Origin of the sequence: Methanobacterium spitsbergense (assembly GCF_019931065.1) — an archaeon.
GTDB classification, from domain to species: Archaea; Methanobacteriota; Methanobacteria; order Methanobacteriales; family Methanobacteriaceae; genus Methanobacterium_B; species Methanobacterium_B spitsbergense.
Genome location: NZ_JAIOUQ010000014.1, coordinates 88271 through 112725, shown reverse-complemented (window position 1 = coordinate 112725; position 24455 = coordinate 88271). Strand labels below are relative to the sequence as shown.

Annotated in this window: 30 protein-coding genes and 1 pseudogene; 14 read left to right on the top strand and 17 right to left on the bottom strand. The window is 31.1% G+C overall.

The window, feature by feature from the left end; genetic code table 11:
• Positions 1-364 precede the first annotated feature (364 nt).
• Positions 365-1681: a pseudomurein-binding repeat-containing protein gene (locus tag K8N75_RS11875; RefSeq protein WP_223792265.1), complete on the top strand. Its 1317-nt coding sequence runs from the start codon at positions 365-367 to the stop codon at positions 1679-1681.
• 331 nt (positions 1682-2012) lie between these two features.
• On the opposite strand, the gene K8N75_RS11870 is transcribed toward K8N75_RS11875, so the two are convergent.
• The 9 genes and pseudogenes from K8N75_RS11870 to K8N75_RS11840 all read right to left on the bottom strand — a co-directional run bounded on the left by K8N75_RS11870 (position 2013) and on the right by K8N75_RS11840 (position 7211).
• The gene (locus tag K8N75_RS11870; RefSeq protein ID WP_223792264.1) at positions 2013-2441 is read right to left on the bottom strand and encodes a pyridoxamine 5'-phosphate oxidase family protein; all 429 of its coding nucleotides are present in this window, start codon (positions 2439-2441) and stop codon (positions 2013-2015) included.
• 413 nt (positions 2442-2854) lie between these two features.
• Positions 2855-3301: a universal stress protein gene (locus tag K8N75_RS11865; protein ID WP_223792263.1), complete on the bottom strand. Its 447-nt coding sequence runs from the start codon at positions 3299-3301 to the stop codon at positions 2855-2857.
• A gap of 54 nt (positions 3302-3355) precedes the next feature.
• The gene (locus K8N75_RS14250) at positions 3356-3568 is read right to left on the bottom strand and encodes a hypothetical protein (RefSeq protein ID WP_338038048.1); all 213 of its coding nucleotides are present in this window, start codon (positions 3566-3568) and stop codon (positions 3356-3358) included.
• A gap of 72 nt (positions 3569-3640) precedes the next feature.
• Positions 3641-3838 carry a hypothetical protein gene (locus tag K8N75_RS14245; protein WP_338038050.1) on the bottom strand — a complete coding sequence of 66 codons (198 nt, stop codon included), beginning with the start codon at positions 3836-3838 and terminating at the stop codon, positions 3641-3643.
• Positions 3744-4475: an MFS transporter gene (locus K8N75_RS14240; RefSeq protein WP_338038047.1), complete on the bottom strand. Its 732-nt coding sequence runs from the start codon at positions 4473-4475 to the stop codon at positions 3744-3746. Before K8N75_RS14240 ends, K8N75_RS14245 begins: the two co-directional genes overlap by 95 nt.
• 30 nt (positions 4476-4505) lie before the next feature.
• On the bottom strand, positions 4506-4724 hold the full coding sequence (locus tag K8N75_RS14235; RefSeq protein WP_338038046.1) for a hypothetical protein: 219 nt from the start codon (positions 4722-4724) through the stop codon (positions 4506-4508).
• A 491-nt stretch (positions 4725-5215) separates the two neighbouring features.
• On the bottom strand, positions 5216-5659 hold the full coding sequence (locus K8N75_RS11855; RefSeq protein WP_255590962.1) for an MFS transporter: 444 nt from the start codon (positions 5657-5659) through the stop codon (positions 5216-5218).
• A 20-nt stretch (positions 5660-5679) separates the two neighbouring features.
• A pseudogene (locus K8N75_RS14230) lies at positions 5680-6279 on the bottom strand (MFS transporter); the annotation flags it as partial.
• A gap of 416 nt (positions 6280-6695) precedes the next feature.
• Positions 6696-7211, bottom strand: a complete 516-nt coding sequence (locus K8N75_RS11840; protein WP_223792261.1) for a DUF308 domain-containing protein — start codon at positions 7209-7211, stop codon at positions 6696-6698.
• Between the two features lie 461 nt (positions 7212-7672).
• On the opposite strand from K8N75_RS11840, the gene K8N75_RS11835 reads away from it, so the two are divergent.
• Complete coding sequence (locus tag K8N75_RS11835) at positions 7673-7846, top strand: hypothetical protein (protein WP_223792260.1); 174 nt, start codon at positions 7673-7675, stop codon at positions 7844-7846.
• A 110-nt stretch (positions 7847-7956) separates the two neighbouring features.
• Here the strand turns inward: K8N75_RS11835 and K8N75_RS11830 are convergent, their stop codons facing one another.
• Both K8N75_RS11830 and K8N75_RS11825 read right to left on the bottom strand, forming a co-directional pair.
• Complete coding sequence (locus K8N75_RS11830) at positions 7957-8133, bottom strand: hypothetical protein (RefSeq protein WP_223792259.1); 177 nt, start codon at positions 8131-8133, stop codon at positions 7957-7959.
• A gap of 103 nt (positions 8134-8236) precedes the next feature.
• The gene (locus K8N75_RS11825) at positions 8237-9016 is read right to left on the bottom strand and encodes a hypothetical protein (protein WP_223792258.1); all 780 of its coding nucleotides are present in this window, start codon (positions 9014-9016) and stop codon (positions 8237-8239) included.
• Between the two features lie 332 nt (positions 9017-9348).
• Between K8N75_RS11825 and K8N75_RS11820 the strand changes: the two genes are divergently transcribed.
• The 3 genes from K8N75_RS11820 (at position 9349) to K8N75_RS11810 (ending at position 10542) form a co-directional block, all read left to right on the top strand.
• Positions 9349-10059, top strand: coding sequence for a C39 family peptidase (locus K8N75_RS11820; RefSeq protein WP_223792257.1), 711 nt, complete (start codon positions 9349-9351; stop codon positions 10057-10059).
• Positions 10060-10151: 92 nt separating this feature from the next.
• On the top strand, positions 10152-10379 hold the full coding sequence (locus K8N75_RS11815) for a DUF1565 domain-containing protein (RefSeq protein WP_223792256.1): 228 nt from the start codon (positions 10152-10154) through the stop codon (positions 10377-10379).
• A gap of 4 nt (positions 10380-10383) precedes the next feature.
• On the top strand, positions 10384-10542 hold the full coding sequence (locus K8N75_RS11810) for a hypothetical protein (RefSeq protein ID WP_223792255.1): 159 nt from the start codon (positions 10384-10386) through the stop codon (positions 10540-10542).
• A 309-nt stretch (positions 10543-10851) separates the two neighbouring features.
• Here the strand turns inward: K8N75_RS11810 and K8N75_RS11805 are convergent, their stop codons facing one another.
• Positions 10852-11280 carry a PepSY domain-containing protein gene (locus tag K8N75_RS11805; RefSeq protein ID WP_223792254.1) on the bottom strand — a complete coding sequence of 143 codons (429 nt, stop codon included), beginning with the start codon at positions 11278-11280 and terminating at the stop codon, positions 10852-10854.
• Between the two features lie 283 nt (positions 11281-11563).
• Between K8N75_RS11805 and nudC the strand changes: the two genes are divergently transcribed.
• The 4 genes from nudC (at position 11564) to K8N75_RS14145 (ending at position 13466) form a co-directional block, all read left to right on the top strand.
• Positions 11564-12403, top strand: coding sequence for an NAD(+) diphosphatase (nudC, locus tag K8N75_RS11800; protein WP_223792253.1), 840 nt, complete (start codon positions 11564-11566; stop codon positions 12401-12403).
• Positions 12404-12628: 225 nt separating this feature from the next.
• A complete protein-coding gene (locus K8N75_RS11795) occupies positions 12629-12808 on the top strand; it encodes a hypothetical protein (RefSeq protein WP_223792252.1) in 180 nt (59 codons plus the stop codon).
• A 106-nt stretch (positions 12809-12914) separates the two neighbouring features.
• Positions 12915-13313, top strand: coding sequence for a hypothetical protein (locus K8N75_RS11790; protein ID WP_223792251.1), 399 nt, complete (start codon positions 12915-12917; stop codon positions 13311-13313).
• An 18-nt stretch (positions 13314-13331) separates the two neighbouring features.
• The gene (locus tag K8N75_RS14145; RefSeq protein WP_255590961.1) at positions 13332-13466 is read left to right on the top strand and encodes a hypothetical protein; all 135 of its coding nucleotides are present in this window, start codon (positions 13332-13334) and stop codon (positions 13464-13466) included.
• A 381-nt stretch (positions 13467-13847) separates the two neighbouring features.
• Here the strand turns inward: K8N75_RS14145 and K8N75_RS11785 are convergent, their stop codons facing one another.
• Positions 13848-14069: a TRAM domain-containing RNA chaperone gene (locus K8N75_RS11785; RefSeq protein WP_048190261.1), complete on the bottom strand. Its 222-nt coding sequence runs from the start codon at positions 14067-14069 to the stop codon at positions 13848-13850.
• Between the two features lie 363 nt (positions 14070-14432).
• On the opposite strand from K8N75_RS11785, the gene K8N75_RS11780 reads away from it, so the two are divergent.
• Positions 14433-14690: a hypothetical protein gene (locus tag K8N75_RS11780; protein ID WP_223792250.1), complete on the top strand. Its 258-nt coding sequence runs from the start codon at positions 14433-14435 to the stop codon at positions 14688-14690.
• A gap of 245 nt (positions 14691-14935) precedes the next feature.
• Here K8N75_RS11780 and K8N75_RS11775 read toward each other — a convergent pair whose 3' ends face one another.
• Positions 14936-15349, bottom strand: a complete 414-nt coding sequence (locus K8N75_RS11775; protein WP_223792249.1) for a hypothetical protein — start codon at positions 15347-15349, stop codon at positions 14936-14938.
• Between the two features lie 312 nt (positions 15350-15661).
• On the opposite strand from K8N75_RS11775, the gene K8N75_RS11770 reads away from it, so the two are divergent.
• The 3 genes from K8N75_RS11770 to K8N75_RS11760 all read left to right on the top strand — a co-directional run bounded on the left by K8N75_RS11770 (position 15662) and on the right by K8N75_RS11760 (position 21024).
• Positions 15662-17566, top strand: coding sequence for a YhgE/Pip domain-containing protein (locus K8N75_RS11770; protein WP_223792248.1), 1905 nt, complete (start codon positions 15662-15664; stop codon positions 17564-17566).
• Between the two features lie 319 nt (positions 17567-17885).
• Positions 17886-19187, top strand: a complete 1302-nt coding sequence (locus K8N75_RS11765) for a BPL-N domain-containing protein (RefSeq protein WP_223792247.1) — start codon at positions 17886-17888, stop codon at positions 19185-19187.
• A 310-nt stretch (positions 19188-19497) separates the two neighbouring features.
• Positions 19498-21024 (top strand): CARDB domain-containing protein, encoded by a 1527-nt coding sequence (locus K8N75_RS11760; RefSeq protein ID WP_223792246.1) that lies wholly within the window; start codon positions 19498-19500, stop codon positions 21022-21024.
• Positions 21025-21206: 182 nt separating this feature from the next.
• On the opposite strand, the gene K8N75_RS11755 is transcribed toward K8N75_RS11760, so the two are convergent.
• From K8N75_RS11755 to tfe, 3 genes are all read right to left on the bottom strand, one after another.
• A complete protein-coding gene (locus tag K8N75_RS11755; protein WP_223792335.1) occupies positions 21207-21344 on the bottom strand; it encodes a hypothetical protein in 138 nt (45 codons plus the stop codon).
• 183 nt (positions 21345-21527) lie between these two features.
• The gene (locus K8N75_RS11750; RefSeq protein WP_223792245.1) at positions 21528-21869 is read right to left on the bottom strand and encodes a hypothetical protein; all 342 of its coding nucleotides are present in this window, start codon (positions 21867-21869) and stop codon (positions 21528-21530) included.
• 115 nt (positions 21870-21984) lie between these two features.
• Complete coding sequence (gene tfe, locus K8N75_RS11745) at positions 21985-22479, bottom strand: transcription factor E (RefSeq protein WP_048190257.1); 495 nt, start codon at positions 22477-22479, stop codon at positions 21985-21987.
• A gap of 776 nt (positions 22480-23255) precedes the next feature.
• On the opposite strand from tfe, the gene K8N75_RS11740 reads away from it, so the two are divergent.
• Positions 23256-24428, top strand: coding sequence for a succinylglutamate desuccinylase/aspartoacylase domain-containing protein (locus tag K8N75_RS11740; protein WP_223792244.1), 1173 nt, complete (start codon positions 23256-23258; stop codon positions 24426-24428).
• Positions 24429-24455: the final 27 nt, after the last annotated feature.

The following is a 24455-nucleotide window of genomic DNA, read 5'->3' as shown; positions in this document are numbered from 1 at the left end:
AGTTTAAATTCTTGACAATCAAATTTTTGATATTGAATATTCATTCGAACTAATGATGTGACTTTTCCTTCAGTATGCTATCAAAAATGTTTGCCATTTGAAAGTCTAATACCCATGAGCATATAAAAGAACGAAAACTGCCATACACTAATTGATACTCCTTTTTCATTTGCAATTAGACTTTATTTACCGAATTTCTTTAATTAGAACAAAAATTAACATTAATTTTCGATAACAATGCTTTTATAATAAAAAATTGATAATTTTTTAGTGACGTGATTCACCATAATAAAATAGAAAATACATTATAAGTTTAGGAGCTGTTAACATTAATCGAAAATTATTCCTTAGTGTGCTGTTGTTATTGGGAATAGCATTGACCCTAAATTTTGGTCTTGTATCTGCAACAGATAGTTCTAATAACACAACACAAAATCTTCAAACAACACAGACTTCAAGTGTTGCCAACTTAGCAACAACTTCAACTACTAAAGTAACAACAACGACTACCAAATTAGCAACAACATCAACCGCCTCAAAAACTACTAAATATGCAGCAGGTTCCCCAGTCAGTACAACCAGTACCAAAACCATTCGAGTACTAATATATAATGGAAATGGTGCCATTACTAGCTGTGTTAATGGTGTTGTGACCGCATTGACTTCAGCCAATAACAATAACCTTGTTCCAGGATATCGTTTCACCTATGGAAAATCAACTTCAATTACTTCGTCCATACTGGCTAATTACGATTTACTTGTAATGCCCGGGGGTTCAAGCGGCTACACTTACATTCACAGTAGCAGAATAAGCTCTTCTGCCATTAAAAACTTCATTTCCAGTGGTCATGGATATCTAGGAATTTGTGCAGGAGCATATGCAGGATCTAAATATGTAGGTGGAAGTGGAACCAGTTATAATGGATGGGGAGTTGCTCCTCATGTTAGTTCAAAGGTATATAACCATGAAGGAAATCTTCAGGTTTCAACAACCAGTATTGCAACTCAACTTTTAGGTTCCAGCGGTACATTGACCCTTGCTCACTATAATGGGCCTGCATTTTACGGTAGTGGTTTTACAAGATTTGCTAACTATGCAAGTGGTACAAACTCAGGTTATGCAGCCATAGTTGGAGACACCTATGGAAATGGAAGAACCGTTTTAAGCGGACCTCACCCAGAATTAAGTCCGACCAATTATACTTTACTAGATCAACTTATTGTATGGGCAGCTAATGTTCAGACACCATCAAGTACCAGTTATACTGTAAGTCAGATTGGTTCTGCTGCTAAATCTGTTAAAACATATTATGAAACCTATAAAAAGCTACCATCTTATGTAACTATTTCGAGTAAACATGTTACAATGTCTAACTTTTTATACTTGCTTACTTCATCAGTGATTAACCTAAACAGCGGCTCTACCGCATCAATAACAGCAAAAACTGTTAATGCACCAACAGCACCTAAAGGAACATTTAAACATGGAAACATATTAAAAACAGAATACGTTAAACTTGCAAGTAACATCAAAAACTACATAAACACCAATGGAAGAGCACCCAATTACATTGCCACCTCTTTGGGTAATATCCGCTACGAATCAACTATCTACATGTACTCAAAAATAATGAATTTCTATTATACAAATAAAAGATTACCAAGCAATGTGTCGATGTAGTTACCTGTTTAATCCTTCCTTTTTTTATTTTTTGAATGTTTTTTCTCTTGATTTTTGATAGATTGGATTGAAAATATTTAATAATCTATTTTACTATAATTACTTCTGAAAATACAATTGTACATATTAATTGTTAGAATACAAATTGGAATAAGATCTCTTTATCAAAGATTGAATTGCTAATTGTAAATTTGGGAAATTTTGTAATAGAATTTTAAGTAGATTGATAAAAAAAATTGAAGTTCAAATTTCCTTACCCATTCATCAGATGGAAATTGAAACAAAAATTGTTTAACCTATATCTTGTTTTAAATCTGAACTTAAATTTATTTTAATCTCCGAATTTAATCATCTTTTTAGGCTCGAAATTGGTTTTCATTGTCCAGAAATAGGCTTCACCCTTTGCAATTCTGAATATAATCAATCCAGGATGGTCAAATGTCATTCCAAACTCTTTAAGAAATGGTCTGTCTTCCAGTACCTTCTTTTTAAGTTCAATATCATCTACAAATTCTATTTCACCTGCAACCCTCATCATTGTTCCTGTTTGTTCGTCTGGCTGCCAAAAACATGCTTCAACTTTGGGGTTTGCCTTGAGTTGCCCATACATTTCCTTTACATCACCTATTTGAAAGTGAAATCCATTTTTATCAGCAAACCAAAATCCCAGTGCCCTTACTCGAGGTTGGTCTCCATCTACAGTTGCAAGATAACATACAGGTGTGTCGTTAGCAAATTTTATGCACTCTTCAAAATTCAATGTATCACTCCCTTTAAGTTAAAAAGTTCCATTTACTATTATGTTAATTCGCTTTGATGAATATTTTCATAATACACTTCAACAATTTTAAAATTTTATGTGAGTTATTACAGTTTGAGCAAATTTTAAATAATTAGCAGTCCATATTATATATTAGGTGATACTATGAATGAAAGCACAATGGGAGCAATTACTTTCGTTTAGGTGTGGTTCTGGCAATTTTAGCCCTTGCAGTACCAGGATTATTCTTTTGGCTATTTTGGATCGTGGTAATAATCTTAATAGTATACGGTCTATATATGTGGCTTATTAAAAAATAATTATTAAATTTGAACTTATTTTATTTTTTTAAATTATTTCCTAATTAAAATTAGAAATCCTAATCATTATTTGGGGCGATATTTTAGATCCTATTAATGTACAACAAGTACAGGACATTTAGCTTCTCTAATCACCCGTTCAGTGACACTTCCCAACATAAATCTATCCAGACCATGTCTGCCAGATGCACCCATAACAACGAGATCTACATCATACTCATCTATTGATTCAAGTATTTCCAGATGTGCTTTGCCCTCTTTAATTTTTGTGGTTAATTTAACTGTTTTACAAATACCATTACACTGATTCAATTCTAATTCTTTTCTAAATGATTCAACAGCAGTTTCTCCCTCCCTCATTATATCATCGTATAAGCCCTCCCTGTAATTGGGCAAGGCAGATATTTGGGGATAATAAAATTCAACCACATTTAAAACTATTATATCAGCTCCGCTTTTATCAGCAATCCATATAGCATGTTCTCCTGCTCTTTTAGAATTTTCAGAACCATCGGTTGGTAACAGTATTTTTTTATACACAGTTATTACCTCCTTGATACTTACTATCTATTTTTTATTGCAGATAAAATTTTATCAGTTCCTTGCTAATGATGCGAATATAGCTCCAAAGCCCATTATAGTTGAAATTGTGAAGATTATTTTAATACTGGTCATGAGTTCGGGATAGGTTGATGGTGTGAATTGTGCTGTTCCAATGTAGATGGAAAATATCAGTATTGTAATTCCCATACTGAGAGTTTGGCCTGTTATCCGCATTGTACTCGATGTTTGCAGCTGCAACACCATAAAATCTTGGTTATACTGAGCTCATTATTGCATTGGTATTTGGAGAGCTGAATGTTCCGGAACCAATCCCCATTATATGAGACCCAACAGCAAATAGTAGATACATGTGTTGTTATCAAGAAAAATAAACATAAAAAGGCTTAGAGTGATTATCATCATGCCTATTGATGCAATTTTACGAGAGTCGTACTTGTCTGATAGTTTTCCTGAAACAGTGGACATTAGGGCCATGAAAATGGTTGAGATTGCAAGTATTAAACCCGCAGTGATTGGGCTCAAGCCTTTTATATACTGCAGATACAAGCTCAAAAGGAAAATATGCAAATGTTCCTGTGAAACTTATTAATGTGGAGAGACTGGAAAATGCAAACATCCTGTTGTGAAAGAACAGTTTCATATCCAGTACAGGATGTTCTATCCTCAACTCGTAAACAACAAAGAGTATAAATCCTGCAATTCCCCGGAGTACCATTAATTTTCCATATGTGCTGGTTATCATTGAAAATCCCCATAGAACAAGTAACAGGGAAATACTGAAGATAGTTGAACCTGATTTATCAAAGTTTTCTCCTTTACATACTGCCCATTCAACTCCTTTAAGTTTCCAGAGTATTAATGACAGTATTAAGAGTCCAAATGGTAGCATCAAATAAAATAAACTTCTCCATCCAAGATACTGTGTAAACAACCCACCAATTACAGGACCGATAGCAAGACCCATATAAAGAACGATAATATTTATTCCAATCACCTTACCACGTTCTCTTGGAGGAAATGCCGAAGTAATTATTGCCATTCCTGTTACAAAGATCATTGCACTCCCAACACCCTGCAAACCCCTTGCTATTATCAGAAATTCTACTGTAGGAAATATTGCACCTAAGAATGATGCTGTTGTGAAAATCAAAACACCGCATGTAAAAATCTTTTTCAGTCCTTAGATATCGGCTATTCTTCCCAGTGGAATTGCAACCATTGCAGATACAAGGAAAAATCCTGTTGTAATCCAGCTCAATAATATGGCATTGGCGGATAATTCCTGTGCAATTGCTGGAAGCGCCACATTAATCGAAGAACTCATTATTGGAGTTAGAACAACTGCAATCACTGAAACAATCAAAACCGTTAGTTTATTTATATTTTGTGCAACCATCATTGTTATCTCCAAAATCGATGCTCGATTAAGCTTAATTAATATTAACTTTAAAGGTTTGGGTATGAATTTTTATGGGATGGAAGTGGACATAGACAACAGAAAAACTATATTCATATTTTAATCCAAATTGGTCGGGTATATTGGAATTTCTCTATTAATATACAATATAATCAAAAAACATTATAAACATGTGTTAAATTTAAATTTAAGGAATATTAGTATTTTAATTAAAATTTTACTCTTTTAGGGTGTGATTTGGGTGTGATTTGGGAAAATCGATTTAAGCTATAAAATAAAAGTTTATAGTGTGAGTTGTGTTCGCTTAGTCGCAACTTCATAACCCCCAATATATTATATATATTTACCCCAGGTAATCGCCTCCAAACTGATTAAACCTGGGGATATATATTGTTTAAGGATAATAGTGGTTTTTATTAGGTTGCATTTATCCATAAATAAATTACAAATCCAAATACAACAAATTATAAAGCCTATCTTTCCATTGATGTACTGGAAATCTTATTTTTGTCACTAGTAGGAATTAAAAAGGTTAGACACATTGTTATTACAGATATCACTGAGAGAATAATAAAAATACTCTGGAAACTTCCTGTGATGTCTAATATTTGTCCAGCCATACTAGGCCCGATTACTGCCCCCATATAACCAACCGATACAACAACACCCCCTGCAACTCCTGAATGTTCTTTTGGCATGATTTCCACGGGTAAACTTAGTAAAGTATTGAAACGTAGGATGTTTATGATTCCTGCTATAACCATTATCAAGAAGATTGAAGACATTGAAGCATACAATATCCATATTGCAAGGAAAGCGAATATCAAACTGGGTATCCATATAAGCAGCCTTTTCGATATTATTCGTGAATAGAACATGGGTACAAGTAGTATAGTTGGAATACCCACCAAAAGCATGATTGAAGTTAATAATCCGGTTAAATTTGAACTAAACCTTTATGTAATAGATAGGTTGGAAGCCACCCCGACCATGTGTAAAAGAAGATATTATGGAGTAAAAGAATAAAAGCCAATAGCCATAGTGTTCTATTTTTTAATATTTGTTTTAATCCTAGAGAAAGTGTTTTTTCAGATTCAATTTCAGTGCTTGGACATGGAGGTTCATTAACCAGAATCCACCATAAGATTGTTGCAATTATCAAAGGTACAGCCCATATATAAAAAACACCATGATAACTCTTTGCAAACGGATATATAATTGGTACTGTAATAGCCAGAGCCAATCCAATTCCTGCCAATAATCCAAATCCATTGATAATTCCTATGACTAAACTAGTTTACTGAATTGAACTGCATGATCTAGCTAATTTAGGTAAGTTTGCAAAGGTAAATCCCATACCAAGCCCAAAAACAATGGAAAATATAAGTAAAGTGGAATAAGATGAAGATGTTCCTTTAAGTACAGCACCGATACATGCAATAATAGCCCCAATTCCAATTGCTCTTTTTAAACCTACCTTATCTGCAATAATACCTGCAGGAATTGCTACCAGAGCTATCATAAGTATTGGAGAAGTGAAAAGTAAACTTGTCTAGAAATGAGTAATTAATAAATTTGCAGAAAATATAGTTTCCAATGGCGGTGTAACAAACAAAAATGCCCAAGTAAAAAAATTTAAAAATACTGCTATTATCAAGATCTTCCAAGGTTTATAATTATTAACACCACTATTATTCATTTCATTGCATCCCCTAAACAACTTAAGACAGTTCTTACTATATTATTTTCATAGTAATTGGTTGTAGAAGATAGGATAATTAGTCCCGTATTTTTACTATAAGTGCAGATATTCCCTATCTGTTGCGCTCTTGTTTTTCAGTACCATTAAAAATATTGAAATTTAATTTTGGAAATTTTAATGATCTATAAAAAAAATTAAAACGATGGAAAAAAATTGGGGCTTTAATTCTTTTATTAATCAATAAAAGAAGATTAATTTTCCATTTTTACTATTTCAGATGGATTTATAAAAAACAAAGCTATTCCATCAACAATTAACCATACTGCAATTAATATTGCAAGATAATATGGGTTCCATGCATATGCAGCCAGAACTATGTAAAGTATACCTAATATCACTCCTACAATACCTGAACCTTTACCAGCAGTTCCTTCTTTAGCAAATAATGACATTATTGCAGAAAATATAAGGAAAAATCCTGCAAGATAGAGCCAAAAGCTGACCAGGAAGCTGAAGGCCATTATATTACCAAATAGGCCTATTCCAACTATTACACCTAGAATACCAAGTATTAAATAGGCAATACTAACTCCTTTATTACCTTCCCAAACTGCAAAGCTCTGTATTAAAAGCCAAATACCTAAGAATAGTATACTCAGACCTGCAAGTATACTTACAGTGAAAACACTGAATAATGGGAATATCAGAACTAAAATACCTAAAATTATGGCTAAAATACCTAAAAGTACATTTCCTTCTTTTGCCAAATTTATTCCTCCAAATAGTTTTTTAAAGCCCCAACAAATGAGATTTCATGAAATACATGAACATATATCTATTTATATTTAACAATAAATTCTTGTTAGTAAAATGTTTAACTTAATATTATGGAGTTACAAACCACTGCTATATTTTCTAATTTAACCATTATCTTTTTATTATAATAAGATGACCATTTGTTAATTAAATTTGTTATTATAACTGATTAGAAGATTAATTGTAAGTTTTACGAAGGTACAGTTCATTAAAATAATAATTTATTTATTATAATATTTTTATTTTATTTGATGTGAATTCTTATTACACCAAAAGATTAACAGAATCTGTTGATAATAATTAAATTAAGACAAAAACTATGTTTTCATAAGAATCCTGATTAAATTAATGAAAATAAGAAAGTAATATTAATCATTTAAGTGTTGGAAATTGTTTTTTGGAGTTGAAGTTCATGCGATTTAATAAATGGAGTGCAATGAGAATATGTAAATGTTGTTATACTTCATTTACCCCAACTCAAACACAACGAAAGCGTCATGAAACTAGTTACTGTGCTAGCTGTTTTGAAAAAATAGAAAAAGCTAAAGGAAACAGTACAGATAAAAATAAAAAAATAAAGAAATGAATTTTATTGTTTGTTCCTGCTTACAATAAAACCGCCCATTAAAATGAGTATACCTAATAATGCAGGCAGTACAGGAATTCCTGTTTTTTGCATTGGTATTGTATCCTCTTTTACTTGTTCTGGATCGTTTTTAACTGTTTTATTCTGTTCGATCCATAAGTTTCTCTTACTTCATCTGGATCAAATTGCAGTACTGAACCATCCTCTCCAGATATCTGATTATCTCTTACATCACTAATAGTTACAGCAGCAGATGGAATTGTACCATCAACAGATGTAGCAGCCAAATGAAGTTAATGAATATCTTTATTCAATGGGTCATACTGTGATTTTTCATCCAAACCAGAATATTTACAAATCTTTAATATTAAAAATTTAATGATATTGAATTCAGTCGGTGCTACCAACGCCACCATAATATTTAGCTGTATTTACACCACTTTTACTGTAATCTATGTTTATGAATCCATTATTGTAGTAATACTGTAGTTCAGATGAATGCATTAATTCGAAATTCCTGTAAGGACTTTCCAGATATGGGAAAAGCATTCCAGTGAATGTGTATATGTATGCCGGAATTATACCATAGGTTTTGGTTAATATTTGGAAGTAGAGTGGGAATCCACAGCCTGGGGCTAATATAGGATTATCAGTTCGAACTGTTCCATGATAAACCATTGGTATGGCGCCTTGTTGGCCGTGTTGTTTGGCCAAACTTGTAACATGTTTCATCATATCGTCGTAGGTATTGTATACCACACCATCTGACATGTACTTGTATCTACCATCAGGTACACCGAATAGGGCAACGTTAATCGAATCCCAGATATTGATCTGGCCCAATCCTGTTGAACCGCCTCCCTGGGTGTCAATAAATGCTACTTCTATTATGTACACATTATCATTTTTGTTATTTCTATCATTTTCTTCAAGGTAACTACTATATGTTGAGCTACCTGCAAAATGTAGAACCAATGCACATTTAGAGTTCTTTTTATTCGCATATTGAGCTAATAAAGAAGAATGAGGATGACCAGGGAACATGTCGGGATTTTCCAGTTTAACAAATGAAAGTCTTCCCAATGGTTCTACGGGACCAATAGCTACCACAATAAAAGAATAACCCACAATTATTACTAAAACAGCTACTAATACAACTGACCATCTCATATTTTTACACCTAAAACATACATAATATCTTCTTAACTTGATATGACTGTTAATATAAATAACTTTTGTCAATTTAAGTAAAAGCTATTGATTTTAAAAAAGTATTATTTATAATTTTTTTTTATCATCACTCATAAATTACTAGTTTAATATATGTTTTACTTGCTAAAATAATTATATTCCAATTTGATCTTCACTAAGACTTAATATGAGTAATATTATAAAAATTATTTTGTAATAATTTCATATGTTATATCATTTCTGATTGTATTATTGTAGATAATTTTCTAAAAACCTAAAAAAATTAATATTATCAATACCAATTTTCTAATATGAATCTTAAATTCAAAATCTTGGTTTTAACTATTCTTATAATTTTCATACCTCTAAGTGTTTATTCTGCAGTTTTAAACGACAATAGCTCAAATATTACTAATTCTACAAATAATGTTTCAATATTGGAAAATAACAATCTATCACAGAACAGCACTAAATTGTTGGATGTTCCTAACGTTAAACAGCCTAATAATTATTCCTCGGGACCTGCATCTCTAGAAGCTGTTTTAGATTACTATGGAACAGATGTAATGGTGGATGAACTGATAAATATAACAAATACCACACCAGAAAACGGGACATTACCCCGCAACATTGCACAAACTGCACAAAGTTTAGGGGTCAATGCAGAAATAAAAGACAATATGACCCTCAAAGATCTGCAACAGAATATGGACCAGGGTATTCCAGTTATAGTAAATTTACCTGCATTGAATGCAACCAATATCAGCAATCAAAATGGTACAGTCAGTCCATTATACTGGCATTATATGGTTGTAATTGGAATAGATAACGAAAATGTCTACATGGAAGACCCAGCAATTTTGGGAAGCAGAGGGTATCTAACCAATCAAGAATTCCTTGACAGATGGAACTATACCTACCAGGACCCTTCTTCAGGTAATAATATTACAGCATACCGTTCAGGAATTGTAATAACAGGAGGAACACCTGTTGTTTTTCCATTGATAGTAAAAATTAGTTAAAAATACTATGGTGTAATAATCAAATTCCTATCTAATTATGTTCATTTAAAGGAGTGTTAAAAATAAAAAAGTTCATTTTATTATTTGTTTCATTGATTTTCCTGCTGACTTTTACTGGTACAGCTTCAGCAAGCAACAGCACATCTAATTTTTATGTGGATGTAAATCACGGAAATGACCAAAGTGCAGGGTCTTTAACCTATCCATGGAAATCCATTAATCATGCCGCATTAAAGGTAAAACCGGGAAACACAGTACATATTTCAAGCGGAAATTATTTAATCCGCCAAAATATCCACATCACCTACAAGTGGAACTAAAACCATGCCCATAAAATTTATTGGCACTGGAAACGGAATCATACCCAAAATATTGCTATCCAAGACAACCAGATACAAAATTATTTTACACAGCGGATGTGTTAATGACAGTTTAAAGCATGGATTGTCACTATACACATCTAATTTCAAAACAAGAAGCTAATAGATGTTTTTTAATACTATTTTAAAATTTAATGTCCACACAATGGAAATTTCTAAATCTTCAAAATTATCTTGATTTATTCCTAAGTTTCTAATATTATTTAAATAAATGATCAACGCAGATATACTCTATTAAGTCACTAATTGACGTCTCAGACAGCGTTTAAACGTTTTAAATCTCATTAAAGCGAAATATTGATAAATCAAACCCCCAAGCCTATAAAATTAATAAATAACCTTAAAATTTGATAGAATTAATTAACTTATATTGAGGGGATGAAAAAAAAGGATAAAAAAAATATTTAATAATTTAGTTTGAAGGTGCTCCTCCAGCCCCACCTAAATTCTTTCCACTGTGTGCATCCAAATATATTTCTCCAACATTTTTCTTTTTATCAATTACAGGAACTATGTAAACTTTTTTACCATCCTGTTTTACTAGTTTAGGAGTACCTGGTATTGCCCCAGGTTCTTCTATATATTTTTTTGCCAGTATTTTGGCTGCTGTTGGAGATATTATTTCACTCTTAACATTGTTTACCATGTTATGAACTGGAGCATTATTTGAAGACTCCGAGAGGGTACTAGGACTGTTGTTAGAGATCGAAGATAATGGTGCCGCCACATCAGAGGCTATATTATTAGAAGAATTATTATTTCCTGAAATTGCAAAAGCAGCAATAACAAAAACAGAGATAGATACCAAAATTAATAAAGTCACAGTTGCTCTTTTAAACATTTTTTTACCCCTTAAATTATCCAAATAAAATATTACCATCTAATTCATATTTTTTAACATCGATATTGAATTACTAAATTATCTAATTACACTCAATTACATACTAATACAACATCATTAATATAATTTCTTATTTGAAACTCTGAAATATAAACAATCTTAAAAATCCCCAAACAACTTTTAACTAATATATCCATGATAAATTTGAAATCTAGATACAGTTTAAGGGAATAAAAAATGGAGGGGTTAATTATTTATCAAAGATTTTAGATTAATTATTAATATGTCCAGAGAAAGTATTTACAAGAGGTATGTACCCTCTTTTGCACCTGAAGGTAATGAAGATAGCAATGTTTTCTGGTTTGTTTTTAACTCTGATAACTTGCTTATTGATCTTGAAAACAACTGTAAAATTCCTTTTATAAAAGATCTTAAAGTTTTGAATATTCTCCCTATTAGAACACATTATATGGGAACCTTTCTAGGACATGCATGTTATTCTGCAGAAGTTGCACCAGAAACAAATGCCCCCGAATCAATGGCTTTCATGGATTTAAGGCATTTATATGAAATTTTAGAGGAAGATTTGTTTCTTTTAGCTGGAAGAGCAATTCAAATAGTGAATTGGGATAAAAATCATAGCTTCTGTGGTAAATGCGGTACCTCAACAGAAATCATGGACAATGAAATGGCCAAAATTTGTCCAGAATGTGGTTTTATAAGCCATACACGTATTGCTCCCGCTGTGATAACTGCAATTATAAATGATGAAAAGCTTCTCATGGCCAAACATTCCTATGGATTGAAAAATATGTACGGTCTGATTGCAGGATTTATAGAAGCCGGTGAAACCTTAGAAGAAGGTGTTCAACGGGAAATTATGGAAGAAGTGGGTTTGAAAGTTAAAGACATTAAATATTTTGGAAGTCAACCATGGCCCTTTCCCAACTCGCTTATGATCGGTTTTACAGCAACTTACGAAAGTGGAGAGATAAAAGTGGATGGAAACGAAATTTTAGATGCAAAATGGTTTGATGTTGACGAAGTTCCAAGAACTCATTCTAAGATGAGTATTGCAAGCGATTTAATTAACTGGTATATTGATAATTATTCGAATAAATAGCTCTATCCCAAGTAAATAATTGTAATTTCTTCCTTTTTTTATTTTTGAATTTTTTTCCATCCATTATTTTTGAATATTTCATATTTTTTTTATTTGTACAACCCACGAATCTGTTATAACGGAATATGCATAATTTCAAGTATCGGATAAAAAAATAATACATTCAAAAAATTTAAATAATAAAATAATCATATTAAGTAATATCATAAGAGGAGGTAATATAATATGGAATTAAAATACATTCTTATATTCTTACTGGCACTCATTGCACTGGTTTCTTTCAATGGAGCATCTGCAACAGATGATTTTGTAATAAATGATTTTATAGTTCCTATAGATTATAATTCATCTGTCCAAGCAATTGAAACATTTTATGTGCAGGATCCTTCGGGAATGAAAAAGTAATTACAACTGATAAATTTAAAAACTGGCTTGTACAACATCTGAAAATTAATTCCAATGAGTTTAATCTTAAAGTTGTAAGGCCAGATAGTACTGAAAGAATCTCATTATGCTTCATAATAATACACATAAATGGTACTATTCAGTAAGTCCTGGTGACGATTCTACTACAATAAGCACTATGGCTAATGTCTATGGTAACGTCAATAACTTCCGAATTGTAAACAATTGTGGACAAACCGTATATTCCGTAGGTATTACATTATATAGATCAGTCGTAGGGTTCCCAATATACGCTACATCAAGTACTAGATATCATTTACCAAATAAAGGGGTATTAAATTATAACCCTAGTCCTGAACTTACTCATGTCACAATAGCTATAAATGTAAATAAAAAATGGCTAGGAGATCCAAGAATCGATATATTTAAGTTAATGATACCCTTAAAAACATGGCACACAGCTACTATTAAAAAAGGAGATGGTTTTTATTTATATTATAGCTAAAAACAGGGGGTTTAACCTATGAAAGATTTTTTAAGAAAGATTTATGGGGATAGTCCTAAAATTATTGGATTCATTGTATTAATTGGTCTTTTAATTATTATCATATTATTGATAATTGACATCATACTGCCCCTTATATTAACTTATTTTTAACACATATTTTGTCCTTCATCCCCATCTTAATAATTAAATTGATATATGGGTTTATTCCTAAGTTTTTCTGATTTCTTAAGGAAACAATTAGAGATAAATTAAAAGCTACAAAAATGGTTAATTTAAGGACATTAATTATGAAGATGCTAGAAAAGAGTTTTAGGTTATTAAAGAATTATAATGAAAATAAGGTGTATAAAAATTATATTAAAAAAAATATTGATATAATGGGTTTTTAGAATATGAAAATATATTTCACATCCTAAAATTTTAGATATTAACAAATAGAAATTCGAGAAAATTAATAAAATTATAAACTTTGTAAACTTATAAGATTAACAATTTTCAAGAAAACTTTGCTTTAACAATTCAAAATTGAGATTATTCGACTATTTCAGCGAATGCAAAATTTCTTCTTGTTGAATTAATCTTAATTTTTACTTCGTCGCCAACTTTAGCGCCTGAAACAAAAACCACAAAACCTTCTATACGAGCAATTCCGTCTCCGTCTCTGCCAGTATCCTCAATTTTAACATCGTATTCTCCGCCTTCTTGAATAGGAGCATCATTTCTTTTATCATTACCGTAACTATTTCCAAACAAATTTATCACTTCCAATTTTTAGCCTATAAAATAGGCTTATTCACTATTGATTTTAACACCTTATAAAGTAATTGGAAGTTTTCATGCTTTTTTTTAATAATTTATTTTGAAATTTGAAAAAATTATTTGGATAGGGCTAAAAAGCTGTAAACTGATCAATTTTTTAGAATATGGAATTTATTTTACCTACAAAATTCTGTTTTTCCCAAAAATATATTATATCAATACTAATATTTTCAGTTTTTTAATTAAAGATTGTAAATTTTTATATACTTTTATGATTGGTATTTTTTAGAAAAGTTAAAGTGAAAAGCAGACCATAATATTAGATAGATTAAAAAAATGATGTTGGAGGGTGATTATATGGATATGAAAAATGAAAATCTAACTGGTGAACAGTTATTAAAATCAATAAGTGATAAAAGAAAGTTATTCCATAGCAAAGCCCAATTTCCTAACGCAATATTAATAAATCCAAGTTGTTATTCTATTTTAAAGAAAGTTATGAAATCTGAAAATATATCCAGTAAGAAGATTTTTGACCTTGAAATTTTTGTGACAGAAGATACTTCCTCCTATCAGTTAATTAGAATCTACGATCCACACGAATGTTCAATATAACATTTCAGATCCAATCTTTATCAAAAGTTAAAAATAAGACATTATTTTATTTTATTTTAACAAAAAATATATTAATCATCAAAAAGAACAATATTATTATAATCGGAGTTAAGAGGAGTTCTAATTATTTAAAATAGAACCAAATTTCAGGTTAAAAATAAACTTTGCTAAAGAATAAATATATTTATTTTTAATTAATTTTTAATAAATCCCCTAGCTAATTAATTCTCTATTTCTTAAATCCATTATTTCATTAATAAACTGTCTACTTCGGTTGTTATTGGTCTAAACTCCAACCTGAATTTATCCAGCAGATTACTTGACTCTTCCAGTTTCTCAGCCTTTTCTTTCTCATGATCGTCCGAGAATACAACAAAATCATAGTTGGCAGCTACAGATTCTTGTAAAGTTATTAAACTGTGAAGGATCTTTAAATGTAGGGATACACAATTATCTGGAGGACTTAAAACTTCGTATCTGAAAAATGCTGTTTCAACACCTTTCATAATCCCCTTTATTTTTTTATATGCTTCCTGATTATCAATTTTTTCCTCTTTTTCAAGGTTAATTAATTCGCTGATTAACAGGGCCTGATTACCTGTTTCATTAATACAAGATTTACTTCGCTTTAAGAATTGTTTTCTGGTTAAAACCGACATTAAATATTCACCCAATTTTTTTAGAAATGTTATGTAAAGTTCCAATGGACATTTATTTGAAAATTTTAGGAAATTTGTTTTCAATGTTATATTTTCATAATTATATTTTCAATGTTATTTCCATGTTATACTATGGATCTATAGGGAAATTATTTTATCTATTTTTCTTATCCAGTTAAGGATTAATTACAGATTGTAACTAAAAGAGTAACATTTTTATATGATGTTGTTAAACTTTATTATTTCAAGCTTTATTGTAATTCATTACTTATTATACACAAATTTAAGCCTTTAAGGAGAAGGATGGTTTTAATGATAAAGGGAGTAAGAGAAATATTTAGAAATGATGTTAAGGCGGTTATTAAGAATCCTGTTGTTATGTTTGTTTTGATTGTTATTATTTTTATTCCATCGTTGTATTCATTACTAAATATCCAGGCTACGTGGGATCCGTATGCTCGAACTTCAAATATTGAAATTGCTGTCGTTAACGAGGATCTGGGTTACTCTACCAATGGGACAAGTTATAATGTGGGAAATATGCTTGTTGATGAGTTGAAGAATAATACAAATTTCAGCTGGAAGTTTGTTGATAGGGATAATGCAATGAATGGTGTTAAAAATGGAGATTATTATGCTGCACTCATAATTCCAAATAATTTCAGCGAGGATCTGCTTTCCATTGAAACATCAACACCCCAACAGGCTAAAATAGATTATATTGTCAACGATAAAACTAATCCAATTGCACCAAGGATTACAAATGCCGGTGTAGATGCAGTACAGTCACAGATTAATGATGAAGTTGTTAAAACTGTTGATGGTATAATTTTTGGCAAACTAGGTGATGTGGGGCAGTTAGTTAAGGAAAATGAGGCACAATTTTTAAAAACAAGGGCGTTTGTTAACGAACTGAATGGAAAAATAGGGGCCATAGATGCAACACTGGGCGAAGCTAATTCAAATATGGATACTGTAAATGATATCTGGCCTAAAGTCAGTGCAGCCCTGCCAGAAATACAGAAATATTCCAACGAAGTTAGAAACTCCTATGATTCACTTTACAATCAAATAGAATCTGATCCAAAAGGTGCCCTGACAAAGGTTCAGGATATGGAGTTAAAGGTTAATACTGCAATTGTTTCTTTAAAATATATTGATGCTATTTTAACCAGTTTATACGATGCTACAGGTGATGAACAGTTAAAACCTATTATTGCAGAAGTTGAAAATGATATTGGAATGGCAAATAAGGTTCTTGCTGTCTTGAAGGAAATAGAAGCCGATATAAAGGATGGTACTAATCCAACAGGTAAGTTAAATGAATTAAAAACATTAATTGATCAACTGGACAACGGTGTTAATTCATTTGTAAGTAATAAGGATAATATTAACCAGAAAATTAATGAGGCATCCTCTAAATTGAGTTTAGCCAATTCTAAATGGCCTTTAATTAAATCTGAAATTCCTGTTGCTGCTGCTAAACTCAACTCAATAAGTGTTGATGATCTGGATAAATTAATTGCATTCTCTGATATGGACCAGGGCGATGTTCAAAATTACTTTAAAACTCCTGTAACACTTGAAAAGCAACATATGTATCCTATTGCTAATTATGGATCTGCTCTGGCCCCATTTTATATTTCAATATCGCTATGGATCGGTTGTATTATTGCTGTTGCCATGATCACCATGAGAATTAAAACACGTAAAATATACAATGCAGCAAGTGTTTATATTGGTAGAATGGGATTGTTTTTAATTATAAGTATTTTACAAGCGCTGCTGGTTTCAATTGGTGCATTATTACTGCATATCCAGGTTACCTCTGCATTGTTGTTTACATTGACTACTGTGTATATTGGTGTGTGTGCAATGATAATTGTGTATTCAATGACATCCACATTTGGAAATGCTGGTAAGGCCTTGGCCATTATTATCCTGGTTTTGCAGATCACTGCTACCGGTGGAACTTTCCCTGTGGAAATTTTACCACCATTTTTCCAGGCAATACATCCGTATTTACCGTTGTCGTATGCTATAGGAGCACTGCGTGAGGTAATTGCAGGGGTGATTTGGACCAGCTACTGGTATGATATGGCAATTTTAACTGTATTCCCTATAATAGCATTTGTTTTAACCATGCTCATTAAAGAGAAGATGGATAAAGGTGCACAGTTAATTGAAACCAGATTGGAAAAGAGTGGATTATTCTAAGTAGATTGATACCATTTTTGGGAATGATCAAACCCAATATCATTTCAATCCCAGAATATTTTTCCATAAAATCCATAATTTTTGATTTTGAGTTATTTTAATTTGATTGCAATTTATATTATGAATCACATTTTTTTTATTAATTATTTTTAAATATAATTAATTCAAAACTTTAATAAACCTCTAATAACTTAATATAAACATTACTACAGTTTTTTAGATTATTTTTATTTATTTTCATTATTCAACAATAACAACAATTGAAATCTATTTAATTGGACATCATGGGAGGCGTTTTACTATCAAGAAGTATTTAGTTTTGGCTTTATTAGTTCTTGGAATAACATTAAGTTTAGGAATATATGGTGCCTCAGCAGCTAATGTTGGGACTGGAAGCACTGGAAATATAAGTTCAACCCATTTTGAGGGATCAGATGCAAAAATTGTTAGTTTAAAAAGTACTAGCTCTAAACCAGTTTCTAAAAGTGTATCCACTTCAAGGAAGGTAATTAAAGTAGTTATTTATAATGGAAGGGGTTCAATTAGTAGCTGTGTCTGGGGAGTAAAAACTGGTCTTCATACTGCAAACACCAAACATCTATTGAACGGTTATTATTTCTCGTATTCAACAACAAAGATAATAAATTATTCAATTTTATCCCATTATAATGTACTTGTGATGCCGGGTGGTACGAGTGGTAAAAATTATATAAACGCTGTAAGCAGTAGTGCCATACGAAAATTCGTTAGAACAGGTCATGGCTACCTTGGAATTTGTGCAGGTGCTTATTCTGGTTCTAGAAATGTTGATGGGATGTACCGAGCATGGGGTGTTGCTCCCCATGTTTACTGTAAACATCCATATCATGAAGGTAATATAAAAGTAAAAATATTGTATCCGGGAAGTAAATTATTTGGATCTGGCGGTACTGTTACAATGGCCCATTACAATGGTCCTGCAATGTATGTTAAAGGTGGTAAAGCTGTTACATTTGCTGTGTATGCCGACAACCATATTGGCTATAAAAATTATGGTGCCATTGTAGGTGATTACTACTACAATGGAAGATCGATCTTAAGTGGCCCACACCCAGAATTAGACCCCCAACATCCAAGTATATTGGCACGTCTTGTTGCATGGACAGCAAAGGTACCTGTTGTAAATAGTCTTGCAGTTATAATGCCCAATCCAAGTAGTGGTGCTGTTGATGTTTCACCTAACAAAGTTTTAAAGATCACCTTCAGCAAACCAGTAAAATTTGGAAATAAATTGATAACACTTAAAAACGGTTCTGGAAATTCCATAGCAACAACCCAAAGCATCAGCAGTAATGTGCTCACTTTAAGATATAAATTACTCAGCAAAGGAGTTAAATATATTATTACAATGGCTTCTGGAAGTGTGACAGACATATCGGGTAAAGCAATTTCATACTATTCAACCAGTTTTAGAGTTTCTTCTTTGACAATGGCACAGATGAAGGATGGGATTTCCAGAGTTCAGAAATTCTTTATTACAAACCATAGACTACCTAATTATGTTACATTTGGTACCAAAAAAATATTGATAAACAATTTCAAAGAGATAATAAGTGCATATGGATTGAAAGTAAATTATTAATTAATTTTTTTAGCCCAAAAACTAAGATGATTAATGGGGATATAATAGGGCCATTATTGATAATATTGGAAGAGAAATTTAATATAGTTGCATATGATTCAGAAAAAAGTTGATTGAAATTATTTCTTGTTTTTTTCTTGATCTAATTATATTTGATTTGATGGGTGAGGATCTGCACTTTTAACATGAATAATTATATATTCTTGTGAAGATATTCCATAATATATTATTAATGGAGTTAAAAAAATATCGGGAATTAAAATCCCATATAGCAGATATTTATCCCTAAAAAATATAAAGGTGTGCTGGTTTGGATATAAAAAGGATTTTTAAGATTTTAATAGTAACTGCCGTATCATTGACATTTATTTGCAGCATTTTACCCTATTCAGAGGCTCATATATTAATTATTGGGGATTCTGCCAATGATATACCTTCTGCATATAGTGAAGCAAAAAGTATTGCCTCTCTACTTAAATCAAAAGGATATTCTGTTTTAGAACTTTATAAAGGAAATGCTACCACCAAAAATATATTGAAGGGTATGTACGGTGCAGATGCAATAATATATGCAGGTCATGGTGGATATCAGTCGGGTAATTACAATTTGAAAGGAGGATCTGCAACTCCTCCCTTTGCATTGGTTGGTTCCGATAATTTTATATGGGGTATTGGAAATAGAATGCGCGAAGGATGGGATGGAAAACTGTTTACAGCCCCAGTAAAAAATAATATTCCTGTAATCCTGCTTGAATCATGTTTTTCAACGGGATGGGTAGATAATTGCCAAGTTTCAAATCCAACCAGCACAATATACAATTTTGCAAACATGTTTAGAGGTTCTGGAGCTAATTATTATGCAAGTGCTTGGACTGGAGAAGGTTTGGATCTTGTCAATAGTTTTATTAGTGGGGGAACCAAAAATTTTGCAGAATACAACAGTAAAAACGATTATGAAAAGATTGTTAAGTCAATATCATACAATAATACAAAGGTTTGGAGAAATTCCGGAGGATATTCTGCATTTGTTGGTAACTGGCTTGGTACTTTCCCAACACTTCAACAAACAACCAAATATAATGATAATGCAGCAGAGTTATGGTACAACAGCGACAGATCAAAAAATCCTTATCAATCTGATTTAACTGTATCAGAGGTTATTAATCCTAAGAATGGTATTAAAGGGCATAAAATTAATGTTTTGAGTACTATTAAAAACTTGGTTAATGCTGCTTCCAGCAGTTTTTACGTGAATTTTTACCTTAAAAAGAATTCAACAAGCAAAAATATCTACATGGGGCAGACTTTCATAACAAGTATTGGTTCACTGTCAAGTAAACATTTAAACACAACACTTACATTACCAACAAACATAGCTACAGCTAATTATAATATTTTACTCTATGCCGACCCTTATAAAACCAATCCTGAAACAAATAAAAATAACAATTACAAGTTAGGTTCAACCAGGATAAGTATTCACAGTGCATACCGGGATCTGGTTTTAACTGGAATTGGGGCCAAAATTAATGGTTACAGCGGAAACAAATTATATGTAACCAACACCATTAAAAATATTGGGACAATCAGCACAAGTAGCTTCTGGGTGCATTATTACCTTAAAAAGAAAGGAAATGCCCAGAATAAATATATAGGCCAGCATTACTTCACTGGGCTAGGTGGAGGTAAAAGTAAAACTTTGAATACCACAATAAAATTATCTAGTTCTATTGTTGCTAAGAATTATTATATTTCAGCATATGCAGATGCCCATAAAACTGTATCAGAATCCAATGAAAACAATAATTATAAGTTTAGTACAATTAAAAGTGTATGAAAATATTATTCTAATGCATTATTTTACTTATTTTTTTTATTCAGCTCAGATATATTAATTAATAAAAAAAAGTGTGGAAATCCTGATAAAACAAGATTTCTTATTATTTTGTATATTCAATTTTAAAAAAGGTAATTCTCTGTAAGTACCATAATAATTTGCTGTATTGGTGTTCCAGTTGTTTACAACTCCAAACTGGTTTCTGGAACTGGTTCCATCTGCTTTATACCATACCCGTCAACATATACTTGTGCAACCACATGCCCATACCAGTGGCCGCTTGAGAACCGTGCATATACCTTCTCATATCTAGCGGGAATCCCTGCAGCTCTCTGTAGTGTTTACACCAATCCCATTTTAAATACGCTTTAGATGAGAGTATAATGGTTCATATAACTATGTAAAAAAGAACAGTACTTTAAATAAGTAATAGAATGGAATTTAATATTAAATTTAATTCATTTAGTTGATTTATGAATTTTTATTTAAAAAAAGATAATATATTAATCTGTTGATGATATTTTGTCCATGTCTGTTTGATTGTCCAGATCTGTTGGTGGTATTTCATCAATTTCTGCTGGTGGTATTTTGTCCATGTACTTGGTTGTGAGATCCTCAATATTCATTTTCCCATTTCGCATATCCACAGTTATCTCGTTGAGCATTCCCAGTAATTCACCAAATTTTTCATCGCATCGATGATCTAATAGATATGTTTGACCTTCTGTGGTTTTATCCAGTACACTTATTGCCTTTAACATCTCATGAATGTTAATTTCTCCACATTTACCTGCACGAGCCCTCAAAATAAGTTCATTATTTAAACCCTTTAATTCGTTTTTCAATAAGATATAAATCACTCCTTATACTTTGAATTCTGTATTCAGGGTTAATATGAGCTTATTCCCTAGAATATTTAAATAAATTATTTAACACGAATAAATTTAAAAAAATAATTGATTATGCTTGGTTATTTTTCTTCATAATCTGTTTCAATTCTGCTATTATGGTTTTATTATCCTGAAATTCCAGAGATTCACCACATTTTGGGCATGAAAAGTTGTTTTCAGATGCTTCGTCAAATTTGTATCTGTGGCCATTTAAATTACATGCAAAGAACATGTTTTCTTCTTCGAATTCAAGAGATTTTTCAATTTCTTCAGAAAACTTTTCATATTTCTTGCTTATTATTTCAGAAATTTTATCCTGGTCAAATTTCCAACTGTATATGTACCAGTTAGTTTCAGGATCTCTGCTTCTTTTATAGGATGCTATGCCTGCATCGTAAAGTTTATAGAGAACTTTCCTTACGATGTTCAATCTTATTTCAGTTTCTTCTGCAATTTCTTCGTCGAATGTTTTACCCTTCTGTATACATTCAATTATAGAAACACTGCTTTTTTCATCGTTGGTTATATCCATTAATATTTCCTGGACTATTGGATCGCTTAACATAATTATCCCCCTTATATTACATTCAATATTTTTATTTGACAGTTAAAAAATACTGCATATACATTCAATTGCCGTTATATCCTCCAATCAAGTTTTTGAGAATTTTACGAATAATAATTGAATGTGGAATATTTATTTCTTAATAAACTTTTTTAAATTAAATTTCTTTCATCTGAATTATTCATTCAATGCAAATTATTATAAAAATACTTCCAATGTAAAATAAACAAATTTATTATTTATCACATTTTGATTTCTAAAATTTGAAAACTAAAAATAGAACAGTCTTCTTTTCTGTACTGTTTAATATATGTTTTCATAGCTTATATACTTTTCGGTTTATTTTTTATAATTTACAATAAAAATCCATTTAAATTTATATAAATTTCAAACTATCCATTAATTATATTTGAATTTTAGTTAGTCTATATGTTTCGGTTTAAAAAACATAAATATCATGGTATGAATTACGATTTTAACTGCCAGAAACTGGAATATTCAAGTAAGTATTTTTGTGTTGTGTAAATTATTTATTATTCCATCTATATTCAACAATTTTTTATTCATAAATTCCATTTTAACTATTTTATTCTTTAACCTTCCATAAATTCCAAATTTTACAACTCTTATAAATTTTATATCAGATGATTGAGAAGTGTTTGAATTAATATTATAAGTACCCTGAACCAACTCCAAATATATACATTTAAAAAGTATAAGTTAAACTTTTGAAAATAAATATTCTAAAAATGGATTATTTATTTAGGGGTAAAATTTTGAAAAAAAATCTATTAATCATCTTAATGATTTTAATTGTAGTTCCATTAATCATTCAAAGTTCTAGTTCGGCTGCAACCCCGGGAATAAGTTCTATTCATAAAGGGGTTTCACATGTTCCCAATAAAAATTTAATTGTTAGCCATATATCTGTTCCTTTGAAGGGTATTAAAGGGTGCAAGATAGTGGTGTCAAACACTATAAAAAATAGGGGAAATACTTCCTATTATAGTATATGGGTTAATTATTACCTTAAAAATATTCACAGCCACGCAATTACTTATCTCGGTCGCAACCACTCATCAAATATGGCTGCTGGTGCTTCAAAACATCATTTAACTTCTCTTTACATCAGTCCCAAAATGAATGTGGGTAATTATTATTTATTAACGGTTTTAAGCACTAAAAAATTTGTTTCAAAGTATAATATTGGAAATAATTATAGATACACTAAAAAGAAGATCAAAATTATTGGGCCGGAATATATCATATTTAACAGTAAAATTGGTGGAGATGTTACCCGAAACTCTCAGATCGATTCTAATATACCCAAGACAGATTTTGCAAAAACAATTTTTAGTCAGGAGAAAAAGGGATCTGTAATGTTGAAATTTGGAGATGGCCATGGTCCCATACTTCTAATCTCAGCAGGTATTCATGGTAATGAAACAGCAGCAAATATTGGAATTATGAAGTATTTAGAATATATTAAGGACAAAAATATCCATGGAACACTTTATGTTATACCATTTGCAATTCCATTAGATACTGAACTTAATACCAGATTTTACAAGGGCATTGATCCAAATAGAATTGCCAATGTAAAAGGTTCTCCTGCCTGGAAAATTGTTCACTTCGCAAAAAATAAGGGAATAAAATACATTTTAGATATTCATTCAGGCGGCGGGGTGACTCCTGAAGGTTATTTATATTTAAACCCATCAACCACAGGATCAAAGGAAGATAAATGGGTTTCTTATATAGCAAATGTTTCTGGCTGTACAAAACAAGTACAACCGCTTGGAACAGGTATGTTGAGAACAGAAGCTTACAATTTGGGTATTAACACCATTACACTAGAAGTTGAAAGGGATAACACTGACATGTCAATTGCGGCTGAAACAGAATTAAAAATGATTATGGCTGCATGCAAATACTTTAAATTTCAATAAATCCATTTTTTCATCAATTAAATTCTT

Bases quoted from the DNA above. Each gene is read 5' to 3' on its own strand.
- K8N75_RS11810 (WP_223792255.1), top strand. From the start codon at position 10,384: ATGCCCATAAAATTTATTGGCACTGGAAACGGAATCATACCCAAAATA.
- K8N75_RS14235 (WP_338038046.1), bottom strand. From the start codon at position 4,724: ATGATGGTTGCACAAAATATAAATAAACTAACGGTTTTGATTGTTTCA.
- K8N75_RS14250 (WP_338038048.1), bottom strand. From the start codon at position 3,568: ATGGTGTTGCAGCTGCAAACATCGAGTACAATGCGGATAACAGGCCAA.
- K8N75_RS11825 (WP_223792258.1), bottom strand. From the start codon at position 9,016: ATGAGATGGTCAGTTGTATTAGTAGCTGTTTTAGTAATAATTGTGGGT.
- K8N75_RS14145 (WP_255590961.1), top strand. From the start codon at position 13,332: ATGAAAGATTTTTTAAGAAAGATTTATGGGGATAGTCCTAAAATTATT.
- K8N75_RS11775 (WP_223792249.1), bottom strand. From the start codon at position 15,349: ATGTCGGTTTTAACCAGAAAACAATTCTTAAAGCGAAGTAAATCTTGT.
- K8N75_RS11820 (WP_223792257.1), top strand. From the start codon at position 9,349: ATGAATCTTAAATTCAAAATCTTGGTTTTAACTATTCTTATAATTTTC.
- K8N75_RS11855 (WP_255590962.1), bottom strand. From the start codon at position 5,659: ATGCTTTTGGTGGGTATTCCAACTATACTACTTGTACCCATGTTCTAT.
- K8N75_RS11835 (WP_223792260.1), top strand. From the start codon at position 7,673: ATGCGATTTAATAAATGGAGTGCAATGAGAATATGTAAATGTTGTTAT.
- nudC (WP_223792253.1), top strand. From the start codon at position 11,564: ATGTCCAGAGAAAGTATTTACAAGAGGTATGTACCCTCTTTTGCACCT.
- tfe (WP_048190257.1), bottom strand. From the start codon at position 22,479: ATGTTAAGCGATCCAATAGTCCAGGAAATATTAATGGATATAACCAAC.
- K8N75_RS11790 (WP_223792251.1), top strand. From the start codon at position 12,915: ATGCTTCATAATAATACACATAAATGGTACTATTCAGTAAGTCCTGGT.
- K8N75_RS11780 (WP_223792250.1), top strand. From the start codon at position 14,433: ATGGATATGAAAAATGAAAATCTAACTGGTGAACAGTTATTAAAATCA.
- K8N75_RS11770 (WP_223792248.1), top strand. From the start codon at position 15,662: ATGATAAAGGGAGTAAGAGAAATATTTAGAAATGATGTTAAGGCGGTT.
- K8N75_RS11805 (WP_223792254.1), bottom strand. From the start codon at position 11,280: ATGTTTAAAAGAGCAACTGTGACTTTATTAATTTTGGTATCTATCTCT.
- K8N75_RS11795 (WP_223792252.1), top strand. From the start codon at position 12,629: ATGGAATTAAAATACATTCTTATATTCTTACTGGCACTCATTGCACTG.